The following is a 15,678-nucleotide window of genomic DNA, read 5'->3' as shown; positions in this document are numbered from 1 at the left end:
GGGGTGCGGCCGGTTTCAGGGCAGAGCAGGGCGAAGCGGAGGGTGGTGGGAGGGGGCTGGCGGAGCTGAGGGAGCTGAAGGAGCCGGTGAAAAAGGGCAGGCCGATCTTGTAAAGAGCATGACAATATTGATCAAGGCGCCGCGGTCCGGCGCTCGCGCGTACGGGCGTCCGGGGCCGCTAGGCCGGGGAGAACAGGTGGTCGCTGATGAGGCGGGCGCCGCCGATGACTCCGGCGGTGGGGCCCAGTTCACCGAGGACGATGGGGAGGTTGCCGGTCGCGAGGGGCAGCGACTGGCGGTAGACCTGGGTGCGGATCGCGGCGAGCAGCGTGTGGCCGAGGCCGGTGACGCCGCCGCCGATCACCACGAGACCGGGGTTGAAGAAGCTGACGAGGCCCGCGATGACCTGGCCGGTGCGGTTGCCGCCGGCGCGGATCAGGTCGAGGGCGGTGGCGTCACCTGCGGCGGCGGCCGCGGCGACGTCGACGGCGGTGAGCGCGCCGGAGTTCTCGAATCGGGTGCAGAGCTCCGGTGAACTCCCCTGGTGGGCGGCGTCCTCGGCGTCGCGGGCGAGCGCGGCGCCGCTGAAGTACGCCTCCAGGCAGCCCTTGTTGCCGCAGGCGCACGGGCGGCCGTCCGGCTCGACCTGGATGTGGCCGATGTCGCCCGCGCTGCCCGTCGTGCCGCGGTAGACCTCGCCGCCGACGACGATGCCGCAGCCGATGCCCGTGCCGATCTTGACGCACAGGAAGTCGGCCACGGAGCGGGCGACGCCCGCGTGCTGCTCGCCCATCGCCATCAGGTTCACGTCGTTGTCGACCATCACCGGGCAGCCGAGGTCCTGGCTGAGCGCCTCCCGCACGGGGAAGCCGTCCCAGCCGGGCATGATCGGCGGTGCGACCGGGACGCCCTCGGGGAAGCGGACGGGGCCCGGTACGCCGATGCCGGCGCCGTCGAATCCCTCCGCGAGCCCGGAGGCGCGCAACTTGGCCGCCATGGCGAGGACTTGCTCGAAGACCGCGACCGGGCCCTCGCGTACGTCCATGGGCTGGTTGATGTGGCCGAGTACCTCCAGCTCGGCGTTGGTGACGGCGACGTCGACCGAGGTCGCGCCGATGTCCACGCCGAGGAAGCGGAGGGCCGGGGCCAGGCGGATGTTGTGGGAGCGGCGGCCGCCTCGGGACGCCGCGAGGCCGTCGGCGACCACGAGTCCTGTCTCCAGGAGGCGGTCCACCTCCACGGCCAGTTTGGACCGGGAGAGGTCGACCTGGTCGCCCAGTTGGGCGCGGGAGTTGGGCCCTCCGTCGCGCAGCAGCCGCAGTAGCCGCGCCTGGTGCGCGTTGGCGGGTCGAGCCGTCATACGTCTCACGCGCCCCTCCCCGCCTGTTCGGCCGAATCCCGTGTGTGTTCGTTGGGCTTTCGAGGGGAACGTAGCAGCGGTTGCCGGGGCTGGGAAGAAGTTGCGTACGAATTCCCTCCGACTTTCTCCAGTCCGAGGACAAAGGGGGGTGGGTGGCCTCGCGGGGCGCCCCAGTCCCACCCCTTCACCGAAACCGGGGCTCCGCCCCTGGACCCCAGGGATGGGTGTCCCGTGCGGGTAGGCCAGTCCTCCCCCGAATCGGCGCTCCGCGCCTCGTCCTCAAACGCCGGACGGGCTGAAAACCACTGCCCCGGGGCGGGCCGGAAAGGTGCCGCGGGGTGAGCCGTTTCGGGGCCGAAGGTGCCGGGCTGCTGCACAGCCGAAGCAATGGTGGGGGCGGGCGGGTGGGAAAGAGCCCGTCCGGCGCTTGAGGACGAGGCGCGAAGCGCCGATCAGGGGCGACCCCCGCGGGGCTGAAGGTGCCGGGCTGTCGGGCAAGCCCGTGCAAGCTCGGGCGGGCGGGTGGGAGAGAGCCTGTCCGGCGTTTGAGGACGAGGCGCGGAGCGCCGATACGGGGTGCCCCCGGCGGGGCTGAGGGTGCCGGGCTTTCGGGCAGGCCGGTGCAAGTCCGGGCGGGCGGGTGGGAGAGAGCCTGTCCGGCGCTTGAGGACGAGGCGCGGAGCGCCGATTCGGGGGTGACCCCGGCGGGGCCGAGGGTGCCGGGCTGGTGCTCGGCTGGGCCGAGGTCGGGCGGGTGGGTGGGAGAGAGGCCGGCGCAGGTGAAACGCCCGGTCAGGGCTTCTCGCGGTCGTGGTACGTCTTCCGCGTATGCTCCGTGTGCGCCCGCATGACCTCCGTCGCCCCCGCCTCGTCCCGCGCGGCGATCGCCGCGATGAGCGCGCGGTGCTCGATCCAGGACTGCTTGCCCCGCTGCCGGGCCACCGGCGTGTAGTACCAGCGGACACGCCGGTCGACCTGGGCGGCCAGCTCGGCGAGGACGACGTTCCCGGCCAGTTCCATCACCTTGGCGTGGAACGCGGCGTTCGTGGCGACGACGAGGTCCACGTCGCCGTCCGCGACGGCCGCCTCCCCCTTGGCGCACAGCTCCTCGAGCGCGGCGATCCCGGCCGACCCGGCGTTCGCGGCGGCGAGCCGCGCGGCCTCGGCCTCCAAGAGGGTGCGGACGGTGAGGAGTTGGTCGGCCTCCTCCTCCGTCGGCTCGTGCACGAACGCCCCCTGCGCGGGCCGCAGGTCCACCCACCCCTCGGTGTTCAGCCGCTGCAGCGCCTCACGCACGGGCTGCCTGGACACGCCCAGGTGTCCGGCGAGTTCGCTCTCGACGAGGTGCTGGCCGGGGCGCAGGGCGCGGGTGGTGATGAGTTCGAGCAGCGCCTCGTACACCCGCTCGCGCAGCGGGCCCGGCCGCTCCAACTTGGGCACTGTCCCCTGCGGCAGTCCTGCGGACAACATCCCGGCCCCCTCTTGGACGACGTCGAGCCACGTCAAGCCAAACAGATTGGCTTTTGTCTACAGTTTACCGAGCACAAGGGCCAGCACCAGGGGCAGTTGGACGCGTCACAACGGCCGACCGCCTCCCGGCACGGCGACAGCGCACCTCACGGACAGCGCACGACCTGCCCCGCGTACGACAGGTTCCCCCCGAACCCGAACAGCAGCACCGGATCCCCCTTGGAGATCTCACCCCGCTCGACCAGCTTGGACAGGGCGAGCGGCACCGACGCGGCCGAGGTGTTGCCGGAGTCCACGACGTCCCGGGCGACGACCGCGTTGACCGCGCCGATCCGGTCGGCGAGCGGCTCGACGATGCGCAGGTTGGCCTGGTGCAGGACGACCGCAGCGAGGTCGGCCGGGGCCAGACCGGCCCGTTCGCAGGCCGCGCGGGCCAGCGGCGGCAGCCGCGTGGTGGCCCAGCGGTAGACGCTCTGCCCCTCCTGCGCGAACCGCGGCGGCGTCCCCTCGATGCGCACCGCGTGCCCCATCTCCGGCACCGAGCCCCACAGGACCGGACCGATCCCGGGCTCCTCCCCCTCCGCGCACGGCTCGACGACGGCCGCGCCCGCGCCGTCGCCGACGAGCACGCACGTCGTGCGGTCGGTCCAGTCCGTGACGGCGGACATCTTGTCGGCGCCGATGACCAGGGCCCGGGTCGCCGCCCCCGCCCGTACGGCGTGGTCGGCGGTGGCGAGCGCGTGCGTGAAGCCCGCGCAGACGACGTTGACGTCCATCGCGGCGGGCGAGACGAGGCCGAGGCGGGCGGCGACCCGCGCGGCCATGTTCGGCGAGCGGTCGATGGCCGTGGACGTGGCGACGACGACCAGGTCCACGGACGACGGCGCGCTGCCCGCGGAGGCGAGCGCCTTGGCGGCGGCGTGCGCGGCGAGCTCGTCGACCGGCTCCTCCGGGCCGCCGATGTGGCGGGTGCGGATGCCCACCCGGGAGCGGATCCACTCGTCGCTGGTGTCGACCATGCCCGTCAAGTCGTCGTTCGTGAGGATCTTGGCGGGCTGGTAGTGGCCGACGGCGGCGATGCGTGAGCCGGGCATGGGCGGATCCCCTCGTGGTGCAGGCAGTGCGGGACGTACGGGAAGTGCGTGACCGTCCAGTCTGCTCAGCGACTCACGGGTAACAGGTGACGTAATGCGACAGGAAAGGGGCGCCCGCTTTGGATGCTTCGCCACATCGTGTCACCCGGTGAAGAGCTGTTTGGCCTTGTGTACGAGCTCGTAGACGCCGTACGCGAGGGGCAGCCCGACCCACAGCCAGGCCCCGACGATCAGCGGGCGGCGGCGCGGCAGGTCCCGGTCACTTGCCTGCGGCTGAATCGGCGGCGTCGGTGGCGTCGGCTGTGTCGGCGGCCTCGGCGTCATCGGACAGCTCCTTCGGGGCGGAGAGGTGGTGGCGGGGGTGCACGGGACGTACCAGCTCATTGGCCACGAACCCGATGACGAGCAGACCGATCATGATGGACAGGGAGAGGCCGTAGAGGCCGGGGCCGTGTTTGCCCGCCTCCTCCTGGCGGTCGGCCACCCAGTTCACGATCAGCGGGCCGAGCACCCCGGCGAGCGACCAGGCGGTGAGCAGCCTGCCGTGGATCGCGCCGACCTGATAGGTGCCGAAGAGGTCCTTCAGGTACGCCGGGATCGTCGCGAAGCCGCCGCCGTAGAAGGAGAGGATGACCAGCGCGCAGACGATGAACAGGGGCTTGGAGTCGTCGCCGAAGCGGGCGATGAGGAAGTACATGAGCGCGCCCGCGCCCAGGTAGAGGCGGTAGACGTTCTTGCGGCCGACGAGGTCGGACGCGGACGACCAGCCGATGCGGCCCGCCATGTTCGCCGCCGAGAGCAGCGCGACGAAGCCCGCGGCGGCGGACGCGGAGACGGGCGTGGAGGTGTCCGCGAAGAAGTCGGTGATCATCGGCGCGGCCTTCTCCAGGATGCCGATCCCCGCGGTCACGTTCATGCACAGGACCACCCACAGGCACCAGAACTGCGGGGTGCGGATCGCCTGCCTCGCCGACACCTGCGGCCCTGCGGGGGCCGGGCGCGCGGCGGAGCCGCCCGGGGACACGGCCCCGCTCCCCGCGGAGACGTTCGGCACCCGCACCAGCAGCACACCCAGGGTCATGAAGACGGCGTACGACAACCCGTGGACGAGGAACGCGAGCGCGATGCCGGAGGAGTCGTCGCCGAACGTCTCCAGCATCTGCGCCGACCACGGCGAGGCGATCAGCGCGCCGCCGCCGAACCCCATGATCGCGATGCCGGTGGCCATGCCGGGCCGGTCGGGGAACCACTTGATGAGCGTGGACACCGGGGAGATGTAGCCGATGCCGAGCCCGATGCCGCCGACGAAGCCGTAGCCGAAGACGATCAGCCAGTACTGGCTGGTCGCGGCGCCGAGCGCGGCGATCAGGAAGCCGGAGGAGAAGCAGACGAGCGCGACGGACATCGCCCAGCGCGGCCCGTTGCGCTCCACGAGGGTGCCGCCGAACGCGGCGGACAGGCCGAGCATGACGATGCCGAGCTGGAACGGCAGCGCGCTCTGGGTGCCGCTCAGGTCGAGCGCGGACTCCAGGGGCGGTTTGAACACACTCCAGGCGTAGGCCTGGCCGATCGAGAGATGCACCGACAGGGCTGCGGGCGGCACGAGCCAGCGGCTCCAGCCGGGTGGCGCTACGGGGGGCCTCATGATCCCGAACGGTAGGAATCCAGGAGGCCGTTGGGAAGGGGGCGGACCGGGATTGGTCGACGGTATGCAATGTTCGGGTGCGCTGTTTGGGTGCGCTCTGAGTGCGGTGGGTGTTCTGTGCGGATGAGTCGCCCGGGTACGCGGACCGGCTACGGGCCGGTCTCCCCGTCCTCCCGGCCGACCGCCACCGCCGCGTCCCCGCAGCCGGACGCCCCCTCCGCAAGGGCCGCCCGGCGCAAGTGCTCGGCCAGTGCCCGCGTGGCCGCCGACGCGGACCCGTCCCTGACGCCCCACGCCAGCAGGTGGTGGCGGCGCGCCCAGGGCTCACGGAGCGCGGACACGGCGAGGGGAAGGCGGGGGTCGACGGCGCGGCGGGGCACGACGGCGAGCCCGACGCCCGCGGCGGCGAGGGAGACGAGGACGTCGAGGTCGGACGCGGTGGTGCGGTGGCGTACGACCGGCGCGTGCGGGCCGAGGTGGCTCTCGATCCAGCGGCGCAGCGAGGAGCCCGCGTCGAGGCCGACGAGCGGGTGCTCGGCGACCTCGCCGTAGGTCAGCCCGGCCCGCCCCGCGAGCACCCCGCCCGCCTGGCCGATGACCACCAGCGAGTCGTCCCCGAGGGGTTCGGTGACCAGGCCGCAGTCGCGGGCCTCGTCGTCGACCACGACGCCCAGGTCCGCCTTGCCGTCGGCCAGGCGCCGCAGGGTCTGCGGGGTGCGGTGCTCGGACACCGTGACGTCGACGTCCGGGTGGGCGCCGAGGAACGTGACGAGGGCCTGCGGGACGAGCCGGTAGCGGGCGGAGCCGCCGCAGAGCAGGGTCAGCGCGGCGGCCGGGGCCCGGGTGTAGCCGGCGACGGCGCTGTCGAGCCGGGCCGTCTGGACCAGGACCTCGCGGGCGTGCCGGGCCAGGGTCGCGCCCGCCGGGGTGGGCCGCACGCCCCGTCTGCCGCGGATCAGGAGCGGCACCCCGGCGTGGTGTTCGAGGGCGCGCACCCGGGCGCTGGCCGAGGGCAGGCTGAGGTGCACACGCCGTGCGCCCGCCGTGATGGAGCCCTCCGTCACGATGCCGAGGAAGAGCCGCAGGTCGTCCAGGTCGTAGCGCACCCGATTCAGCCTATGTCAGGGCCTGAGGCTGGGTACGCGGATCGCGCATTGTGGGTGTACCGCTCGGGGGTCGATGCTCGGCAGATGTCCGAGACGCTGTGGGTCCTGCTCGCCGGGTTCGCCGCCGGTGGCCTGAACGCGCTCGGCGGCGGGGGCACGTTCGTGGCACTGCCCGCGCTGGTCGCGGCCGGGGTGCCGCCCGTGACGGCGAACGCGTCCTCGACCGTCGCGCTGGTGCCGGGCGCGGTGGCGGGCGCCTGGGTCTACCGGCGTGAACTCGGCCCGGTCGGCGCGGTGTCCACGCGGGCCCTCACCGGCGTGAGCGCGCTCGGCGGCGGCATCGGCGCCGGACTGCTGCTCACGCTGCCCGCGGCGTCGTTCGAGGCGGCGGTGCCGTGGCTGCTCGCCTTCGCCACGGTGCTCCTGGTCTGCGGTCGCCGTGTCATCAGCGCCTTGAGCAGGGGCCCGGGAGGCCCGGTCGCCCTGGGGCCCCGGGCCGTCCTTGCCGCGCAGTTCGCCCTCGCGGTGTACGGCGGATACTTCGGCGGAGCCGTAGGCATCATGATGCTGGCCCTGTGGAGCGTCGGCCTGGGACTCGACGCCGCGGCGGGCAACCCGATGCGGATCGCGCAGGTCGCCGCGGTGTACCTGACGGCGGCGGCGCTGTTCCTCGTGGCCTCGGACGCCCTGGACACCCCGCTGGTCCTCGGCGCCCTCCTGACGGGCGCGGTGGCCGGCGGCTTCGGGGGCGCCCATCTGGCCCGCCGTCTCCCGGCGCGGGTGCTGCGCGCCGTCGTGCTGACCACGGCGGTGACGATGACGGTCCTGTACTTCGTCCGGGGGTGACGCGATGAGCACGGGTGACCCGGCGGCCGCCGCACCGTGGGCGGAGGCGGCGCGCGCCCGCGTGGCCCTGGCCTACGAGGCCTGCGAACTGTCCGAACTCGCCCGCGCCGCCGTCGCCGTCGGCCCGGACGAGCTGCGCGGGGACGGCACGTCGACGGCCCCCGGCAGCGCGCTGGCCGACGCGGTCCACCTCCTCGCGGCGGCGCACCGGTTGCTGGCGGCCGCCGCCGTGTACGAGCGGGCCGCCGGGGCGGACTGGCAGGTGGTCGGCGCCGCGCTGAACGTGTCGGCGGGGGCGGCCCGGCAGCGTTTCGTGGCGGCCGAGGCCCGCTTCCGCGAGGGGCCGCGCTCCCCCGGCGACGCGTGCGACGCGACAGGCACAGCCGTCGGCGAGCCGGACGGGTGGCGGTCGTACCTGCTCAGGGAGCCGCTGGAGGCCGCGCGTGACCTCGACGACTGGGTCCTGCGGCACCAGGACGGCGACGGCGACCTCGGGGACGCGCCGGTGTCCGGCCCGCTGCTGCGCCCCACGCCCCCCAGCGGCCCGTAAAGCCGCGAAAACACGAAGGGCAAGGAGCGAAACGTCTCCTTGCCACTCTCAAGGTATAGCGCACGAGGGGGCTTGCAGCAAGGCCCAGGTCATGCCGCACAATGACCGACCCAGGCCAGGACCTGCGGAAATCAAGAGTTCGCGAAGTACCTATGCATGTGTTTGCTTCATGGGGGGTTTCATGTTTGACGTGATCATCACCGGCGGCGGTCCGACCGGTCTGATGCTGGCCGCCGAGCTGCGCCTGCACGACGTGCGGGTGGTCGTCCTGGAGAAGGAGGCGGAGCCGACCGAGCAGTCCCGCGCGCAGGGGCTGCATGTGCGCAGCATCGAGCTGATGGACCAGCGCGGCCTCCTCGAGAAGTTCCTGCCGCTCGGGAAGCAGTTCACGGTCGGCGGCTTCTTCGCGGGTCTCGGTGCGTCGTGGCCCGAGGACCTCGACACGGCGCACTCGTACGTCCTCGGCATCCCGCAGGAGATCACCGAGCGGCTCCTCACCGAGCGCGCCGTCGAGTCGGGCGTCGAGATCCGGCGCGGCTGCCAGGTGGTGGCGCTGAGCCAGGACGAGGACGGGGTGGAGGTCGAGCTCGCCGACGGCACGCGGCTGCGCTCGCGGTATCTGGTGGGCTGCGACGGCGGGCGCAGCACCGTGCGCAAGCTGCTCGGCGTCGACTTCCCCGGGGAGCCCGCGCGGGTCGAGACGCTGCTCGGCGCGATGGAGCTCGGCGTGTCGCAGGAGACGCTGATGGAGGTGGTGGCCGAGGTCCGCAAGACCCAGCAGCGGTTCGGCGCCATGCCCATGGGGGACGGTGTCTACCGCGTGATCGTGCCCGCCGACGGGGTGTCCGAGGACCGGACGACCCCGCCGACCCTGGAGGAGTTCAAGCAGCAGCTGCGGGCGTTCGCGGGGACCGATCTGGGCGTGCACTCGCCGCGCTGGCTGTCCCGCTTCGGCGACGCGACGCGGCAGGCCGAGCGCTACCGGGTCGGCCGGGCGCTGCTCGCGGGCGACGCGGCGCACATCCACCCGCCGACCGGCGGGCAGGGCCTCAACCTCGGCATCCAGGACGCGGTCAACCTCGGCTGGAAGCTGGCCGCCGCCGTGCGCGGCTGGGCGCCCGAGGGGCTGCTCGACAGTTACCACGCCGAACGGCACCCGGTGGCCGCGGACGTCCTCGACAACACCCGCGCGCAGATCCACCTGATGTCCGACGACCCGGGCGCGCTCGCGGTGCGCCGGCTGCTCGCGGAGCTGACGGGCTTCGACAACGTGAACCGGCGCCTGATCGAGAAGATCACCGCGATCGGGATCCGCTACGACTTCGGCGACGGGCACGAGTTGCTCGGACGGCGGCTGCGGGACGTGGAGTTGAAGCGCGGCCGGCTGTACGGGCTCATGCACGGCGGCCGCGGGCTGCTGCTCGACCAGACCGGCGGCCTTTCGGTGGCGGGCTGGGCGGACCGGGTCGACCACGTCGTCGACACGAGTGAGGAACTGGACGTGCCCGCCGTGCTGGTGCGGCCGGACGGACACGTGGCGTGGGTCGGCGAGGACCAGCGGGAGCTGGAGGGCGCGCTGCCCAAGTGGTTCGGGGCCGCAGTGAACTGACGCACACGCCGACTGACCCACCGCGAACCGACGTACACACGAACTCACGCTCGGTCGGGCGAGAGAGGGCTCGCCCGACCCCTTGCTGCCCCAACTTCCATACTGTAGACAATATTCCATCTACCGTGTGTGGCTTCTCGGCCGCCCACGACCAGCGCAGCCTGAGAGCGCTGCCGGTCCGTCGGAACCCTCAACCGAACGGAGCGCCCCATCGTGAAAGTCGCAGTCCTGGGCGCCGGTGCCATCGGCGCCTACGTCGGAGCCGCCCTGCACCGCGCGGGAGCGGACGTCCATCTCGTGGCCCGCGGACCGCACTTGGCGGCCATGCGGCAGCACGGCGTACGCGTGCTCAGCCCGCGCGGTGACTTCACCGCGCGGGTCCACGCCACCGCCGAACCGGCCGACATCGGCCCCGTCGACTTCGTCTTCCTCGGCCTCAAGGCCACTTCGTACGCGGCGTGCGGGCCGCTCATCGCACCCCTGTTGCACGACCGGACGGCCGTGGTCGCCGCCCAGAACGGCATCCCCTGGTGGTACTTCCACCGGCACGGCGGGCCGCACGACGGGCACCGCCTTCAGAGCGTGGACCCGGGCGGCGCCGTCAGCGCGGTGCTCGCCCCGCACCGGGCCGTCGGCTGCGTGGTGTACGCGGCGACGGAGCTCGCCGAGCCGGGCGTCGTACGGCACTTGGAAGGCACCCGCTTCTCCGTCGGCGAGCCGGACCGCACCCGGTCGGCGCGCTGCCTCGACTTCAGCGCGGCGATGCGCGCGGGCGGCCTGAAGTGCCCGGTGGAGCCGGACGTGCGCGCCGACATCTGGATCAAGCTGCTCGGCAACATCTCCTTCAACCCGATCAGCGCCCTCGCCCGCGCCACCATGCGCGAGATGTGTCTGCACGGCGGCACCCGCCGCGTCATCGAGATCATGATGGCCGAGACCCTGGCCGTCGCCGCGGCCCTCGGCTGCCGGCCGGACATCTCCATCGAGCGGCGGCTCGCGGGCGCCGAGCGCGTCGGCGACCACCGCACCTCCACGCTCCAGGACCTGGAGCGCGGCAAGCCCCTCGAACTCGACGTGCTGCTCGCCGCCGTCGTGGAACTCGCGGAGATCACCGGTGTGCGCGTGCCCACCCTGCGCACCGTGCACGCCCTCTCGGACCTGCTCGCCCACGGCATGAGGAGCGCCGTAGCGTGACCAAGCCAGACCGCACCCGAACCCGGCAGGACCGTGCCGGGGGCAGCCGCGGGCGCGACCGCGCCCCCAAGTCGTACACCCGCCTGACCCAGCCCCTCGTCCGCGACCGCCGCGACGGGCCGCTGCGCCCCGCCACCTGGGACGAGGCCCTGGCCCGTGCCGCCGACGGCTTCCGGCGCGCCCGCGCGGACCACGGCCCCGACGCCTTCGCGATGCTGTCCTGCGCCCGCGCCACCAATGAGATGAACTACGTGGCGCAGAAGTTCACCCGCGTCGTCATGGGCACCAACAACGTCGACTCCTGCAACCGCACCTGTCACGCCCCGAGCGTCGCGGGCCTGTCGGCCGCGTTCGGCTCCGGCGGCGGCACCTCGTCGTACGCGGAGGTCGAGGACACCGACCTCATCGTGATGTGGGGCTCCAACGCCCGCTTCGCGCACCCGATCTTCTTCCAGCACGTCCTGAAGGGCATCCGGAGCGGGGCCCGGATGTACGCCGTCGACCCGCGCCGCACCTCCACCGCCGAGTGGGCGGAGAGCTGGCTCGGCCCGAACGTGGGCACCGACATCGCCCTCGCGCACGCCGTCGGCCGCGAGATCATCCACGCGGGCCTGCACAACACGCTCTTCGTCGAGCGCGCCACGTCCGGCTTCGCGGAGTACGCCGCGCTCGTCGAGCCGTGGACGCTCACGCTCGCCGAGAAGGTGACGGGCGTGCCCGCGGCCGCGATCCGCGACCTCGCGCACGCGTACGCCACCGCCGAGCGCGCCCAGCTGTGCTGGACGCTCGGCATCACCGAGCACCACAACGGCACCGACAACGTCCGGGCGCTCATCAACCTGGCGCTGCTCACCGGGCACGTCGGCCGCTACGGCGCCGGGGTGCAGCCGCTGCGCGGGCAGAACAACGTGCAGGGCGGCGGCGACATGGGCGCCATCCCCAACCGCCTGCCCGGCTTCCAGGACATCCTCGACGACGGCCACCGGCAGAAGTTCGAACGGGCCTGGGACACCGTCATCCAGCCGCGCCACGGCATGACGCTCACCGACATGTTCGAGGCCATGGAGAGCGGCGAGCTGCGGGCGGTGTACTGCATCGGCGAGAACCCCGCCCAGTCCGAGGCCGACAGCGAGCAGGCCGCGCGGCGGCTCGCCGCCCTCGACCATCTGGTGGTCCAGGACATCTTCCTGACGAAGACCGCCGAGATGGCCGACGTGGTCCTTCCCGCCACCGCCGCGTGGGCGGAGACCGACGGCACCACCACCAACAGCGAACGGCGGGTGCAGCGGGTGCGGGCCGCGCTCACGCCGCCCGGCGCGGCCCGCGAGGACATCGACATCATCTGCGAGGTCGCCGCCCGCCTCGGCCACGACTGGAAGTTCGCCGACTCCCAGGCCGTCTGGGACGAGCTGCGGTCCCTCTCGCCCGACCACTTCGGCATGACGTACGACCGTCTCGACGAGCACCACGGCCTCCAGTGGCCCTGCCCCGATCTCGACCGGCTGCCCTCCAGCTTCCTGCACGGGCGGCTGTGGGAGGCCGACCCCGACCTGCGCGGGCCGCGCGCCCCCTTCGGGCTCGTGCACGACGACCCGCCCGTCGACCTCACCGACGAGTCGTTCCCGCTGCGGCTCACCACGGGGCGGCGCCTCGACTCCTACAACACCGGTGTGCAGAGCGGGAGTTTCGCCTCCCCGCTGCGGCGCGGCGAGTACGTCGAGCTGTGCCCCGAGGACGCCGAGCGGTACGGGGTCGTGGTCGGCGAGGAGGTGCGGGTGTCCTCGCGGCGCGGGGCCGTCGTCGCGCCGGTGTGGGTCGACCCCGGTCTGCGGCCCGGGCTCGCCTTCATGACCATGCACTTTCCCGACGAGGTGGACACCAACCAGCTGACCATCGAGGCCAACTGCCCGATCGCGGGGACCGCCGAGTTCAAGGCGTCCGCGATCCGCATCGAGAAGCTGGCCGCCGTGGGCGGCGAGCACCTGTGACTCTGACTGTGGGGAGTTGACGGTACGTGGACCTGCGCTTCGGCGACAGCAAACCGACCGACGAGGAACGGGACGCGGTGGACGCGCTCCTCGGGCCGCCCGAGTCGGCCTGGGAGGGCGCCGACGACCGCTCCGACGCGGACCTGCGGTGGGCCAGGGGCGGGCGGGCCGCCCGGGGGCGGCGGGATCTGCTCCTGCCCGGGCTGCACGCGCTCAACGACCGCGTGGGGTGGATCAGTGAGGGCGGCCTCGACTACCTGTGCCGACGGCTCACCGTGCCGCCCGCCGAGGCGTACGGCGTCGCCACCTTCTACTCCATGTTCTCGCTGAGGCCTCGGGAGCGGACCGTGGTGCGGGTCTGTACGGATCTGGCGTGTGCGGTGCGCGGCGCTGTGCCTTCGGCGGAGCGGGGCGGCGGTGTCGACGGGGTGACCGTCGAGGACAGCCCGTGCCTGGGCTTGTGCGAGCGGGCACCTGCGGTGCTGACGATGCGGGCGGGGGGCCCTGCGGGGCTTTCCCCGATCCCGCCCCTTCCCGAAACCGGGGGCTCCGCCCCCGGACCCCCGGATCGGCGCTCCGCGCCTCGTCCTCAAACGCCGGACGGGCTGAATGCTTCCCGGAACGTCACAGTTCCGGCCCGCCCCGGCGAAATTCCAGCCCGTCCGGCGTTCGAGGACGAGGCCGAAGGCCGATCGGCGGCGGACCGTCCCACGGAAAGAGCCGTCCCCCAAGCAGGCGGCCCCGACCTGATCCTCCTGCGCCGCATAGGCCTCGTCGACCCGTCCTCCCTGGACGACTACCGCGCGCACGGCGGCTACACGGCCCTGCGCCGAGCCTTCGCCCTGGGCCCGGCGGCCGTGATCCGCGAGGTCACGGACGCGGGCCTGGTGGGCCGGGGCGGCGCCGCCTTCCCGACGGGACGGAAGTGGCAGGCGACGGCGGCACAGCCGGACCACCCGCACTACCTGGTGTGCAACGCGGACGAGTCGGAGCCGGGCACGTTCAAGGACCGCGTGCTGATGGAGGGCGACCCGTACGCGCTGGTGGAGTCGATGACGATCGCGGCGTACGCGGTGGGCGCGAGGCACGGCTACCTGTACCTGCGCGGCGAGTACCCACGCGCCCTGCACACCCTGGAACACGCCCTCACCCAGGCCCGCGCCCGCGGCCTCCTCGGCGAGAACATCCTCGGCCAGGGCTTCTCCTTCGACATCGAGATCCGCCGCGGCGCGGGCGCGTACATCTGCGGCGAGGAGACCGCGCTGTTCAACTCGATCGAGGGCTACCGGGGCGAGCCCCGCTCCAAGCCGCCGTTCCCCGTGGAGAAGGGCCTGTTCGGCAAGCCCACGGCCGAGAACAACGTCGAGACGCTCGTGAACGTCCTGCCGATCCTGACCATGGGAGCGGCGGCGTACGCGGCGATCGGCACGGCCGAGTCCACGGGCCCCAAGCTGTTCTGCGTCTCGGGAGCCGTGACCCGCCCGGGGCTGTACGAGCTGCCGTTCGGCGCGACCCTCGGCGATCTGCTCGGCCTCGCGGGCACGCCGGACAACCTGCGGGCGATCCTGCTGGGCGGCGCGGCGGGCGGCTTCGTGCGGCCGGACGAGCTGGACATCCCGCTGACGTTCGAGGGCACGCGGGAGGCGGGGACGACCCTCGGCTCCGGGGTCGTGCTCGCGATCGACGACTCCGTGCCGCTGCCCCGGCTGCTGTTGCGCGTCGCCGAGTTCTTCCGCGACGAGTCGTGCGGCCAGTGTGTGCCCTGCCGGGTCGGCACGGTCCGGCAGGAGGAGGCGCTGCACCGCATCGCCGACCGCACGGGCGCGGCCGCGGCCGCCGACATCGCGCTCCTGCGGGACGTCGGGCAGGCCATGCGGGACGCCTCGATCTGCGGCCTGGGCCAGACCGCGTGGAACGCCGTGGAATCCGCCATCGACCGCTTGGGGGCGTACGAATGACCGCCATCCCGCTGCAACCGCCGCGCCGTCTGGTCGAGTTCACGCTCGACGGCGAGCCCGTGCGCGTACCGGAGGGCGGCACGGTCCTCGACGCCTGCCGGGCCGCGGGCAAGGACGTGCCGACGCTGTGCGAGGGCGACACGTTGAAGCCGAAGAACGCCTGCCGGGTGTGTGTCGTGGAGGTCGAGGGCGCGCGGACGCTCGCCCCGGCCTGTTCGCGGCGCGCCGAGCCCGGGATGGAGGTGCGCACGGACACCGAGCGGACCCGGCACAGCCGCCGCCTCGTCCTCGAACTCCTCGCGTCGTCGGTCGACTTGTCGACCACGCCGCGCGCGGCCGAGTGGCTGAAGGAGTACGGGGCGAAGCCCGACCGGTTCGGCCCGGACGCGGCGCGCCTGAATGAGGAACCCAAGGTCGACAACGATCTGTACGTGCGCGACTACGACAAGTGCATCCTCTGCTACAAGTGCGTGGACGCGTGCGGCGAGCAGTGGCAGAACAGCTTCGCGATCTCCGTCGTGGGGCGCGGCTTCGACGCCCGCATCGCCGTCGAGCACGACGCGCCGCTGACCGACTCGGCGTGCGTGTACTGCGGCAACTGCGTGGAGGTGTGCCCGACGGGCGCCCTCAGCTTCAAGAGCGAGTTCGACATGCGCGCCGCCGGGACCTGGGACGAGGCCGCACAGACGGAGACGACCACCGTGTGCGCGTACTGCGGAGTCGGCTGCAACCTCACCCTGCACGTGCAGGACAATGAAATCGTGAAGGTCACCTCGCCGCACGACAGCCCGGTGACCCACGGCAACCTCTGCATCAAGGGCCGCTTCGGCTACCAGCACGTACAGAACCGGGACTGAT

Annotated in this window: 12 protein-coding genes; 7 read left to right on the top strand and 5 right to left on the bottom strand. The window is 72.9% G+C overall.

Annotated elements, in window-relative coordinates:
- Positions 1–178 precede the first annotated feature (178 nt).
- The 5 genes from AB6L24_RS37575 to AB6L24_RS37555 all read right to left on the bottom strand — a co-directional run bounded on the left by AB6L24_RS37575 (position 179) and on the right by AB6L24_RS37555 (position 6,675).
- Positions 179–1,360: an ROK family protein gene (locus AB6L24_RS37575; RefSeq protein ID WP_380860019.1), complete on the bottom strand. Its 1,182-nt coding sequence runs from the start codon at positions 1,358–1,360 to the stop codon at positions 179–181.
- Positions 1,361–2,152: 792 nt separating this feature from the next.
- The gene (locus tag AB6L24_RS37570; RefSeq protein WP_405663621.1) at positions 2,153–2,830 is read right to left on the bottom strand and encodes a GntR family transcriptional regulator; all 678 of its coding nucleotides are present in this window, start codon (positions 2,828–2,830) and stop codon (positions 2,153–2,155) included.
- 146 nt (positions 2,831–2,976) lie between these two features.
- Positions 2,977–3,924, bottom strand: a complete 948-nt coding sequence (locus AB6L24_RS37565) for a beta-ketoacyl-ACP synthase III (protein WP_405663130.1) — start codon at positions 3,922–3,924, stop codon at positions 2,977–2,979.
- Positions 3,925–4,183: 259 nt separating this feature from the next.
- A complete protein-coding gene (locus AB6L24_RS37560; RefSeq protein ID WP_405663128.1) occupies positions 4,184–5,569 on the bottom strand; it encodes an OFA family MFS transporter in 1,386 nt (461 codons plus the stop codon).
- A 149-nt stretch (positions 5,570–5,718) separates the two neighbouring features.
- Complete coding sequence (locus tag AB6L24_RS37555; RefSeq protein WP_405663126.1) at positions 5,719–6,675, bottom strand: LysR family transcriptional regulator; 957 nt, start codon at positions 6,673–6,675, stop codon at positions 5,719–5,721.
- Between the two features lie 84 nt (positions 6,676–6,759).
- On the opposite strand from AB6L24_RS37555, the gene AB6L24_RS37550 reads away from it, so the two are divergent.
- The 7 genes from AB6L24_RS37550 to AB6L24_RS37520 all read left to right on the top strand — a co-directional run bounded on the left by AB6L24_RS37550 (position 6,760) and on the right by AB6L24_RS37520 (position 15,677).
- Positions 6,760–7,521 carry a sulfite exporter TauE/SafE family protein gene (locus tag AB6L24_RS37550; protein ID WP_405663123.1) on the top strand — a complete coding sequence of 254 codons (762 nt, stop codon included), beginning with the start codon at positions 6,760–6,762 and terminating at the stop codon, positions 7,519–7,521.
- Positions 7,522–7,525: 4 nt separating this feature from the next.
- The gene (locus AB6L24_RS37545; RefSeq protein WP_405663120.1) at positions 7,526–8,071 is read left to right on the top strand and encodes a hypothetical protein; all 546 of its coding nucleotides are present in this window, start codon (positions 7,526–7,528) and stop codon (positions 8,069–8,071) included.
- Positions 8,072–8,252: 181 nt separating this feature from the next.
- Complete coding sequence (gene rox, locus AB6L24_RS37540; protein WP_405663118.1) at positions 8,253–9,680, top strand: rifampin monooxygenase; 1,428 nt, start codon at positions 8,253–8,255, stop codon at positions 9,678–9,680.
- A 213-nt stretch (positions 9,681–9,893) separates the two neighbouring features.
- Positions 9,894–10,874 (top strand): 2-dehydropantoate 2-reductase, encoded by a 981-nt coding sequence (locus tag AB6L24_RS37535; protein ID WP_405663116.1) that lies wholly within the window; start codon positions 9,894–9,896, stop codon positions 10,872–10,874.
- The gene (locus AB6L24_RS37530; RefSeq protein WP_405663115.1) at positions 10,871–12,862 is read left to right on the top strand and encodes a molybdopterin oxidoreductase family protein; all 1,992 of its coding nucleotides are present in this window, start codon (positions 10,871–10,873) and stop codon (positions 12,860–12,862) included. The genes AB6L24_RS37535 and AB6L24_RS37530 overlap by 4 nt, the downstream gene beginning before the upstream one ends.
- Positions 12,863–12,888: 26 nt before the next feature.
- Positions 12,889–14,820, top strand: coding sequence for an NADH-ubiquinone oxidoreductase-F iron-sulfur binding region domain-containing protein (locus tag AB6L24_RS37525; protein WP_405663113.1), 1,932 nt, complete (start codon positions 12,889–12,891; stop codon positions 14,818–14,820).
- On the top strand, positions 14,817–15,677 hold the full coding sequence (locus AB6L24_RS37520; protein ID WP_405663111.1) for a 2Fe-2S iron-sulfur cluster-binding protein: 861 nt from the start codon (positions 14,817–14,819) through the stop codon (positions 15,675–15,677). Before AB6L24_RS37525 ends, AB6L24_RS37520 begins: the two co-directional genes overlap by 4 nt.
- Position 15,678: the final 1 nt, after the last annotated feature.

Source organism: Streptomyces sp. RK9 (genome assembly GCF_045070545.1).
Classification (GTDB): domain Bacteria; phylum Actinomycetota; class Actinomycetes; order Streptomycetales; family Streptomycetaceae; genus Streptomyces; species Streptomyces alboflavus.
The sequence above is the reverse complement of the archived record's forward strand: the minus strand, read 5'-3'. Positions and strand labels throughout refer to the sequence as shown.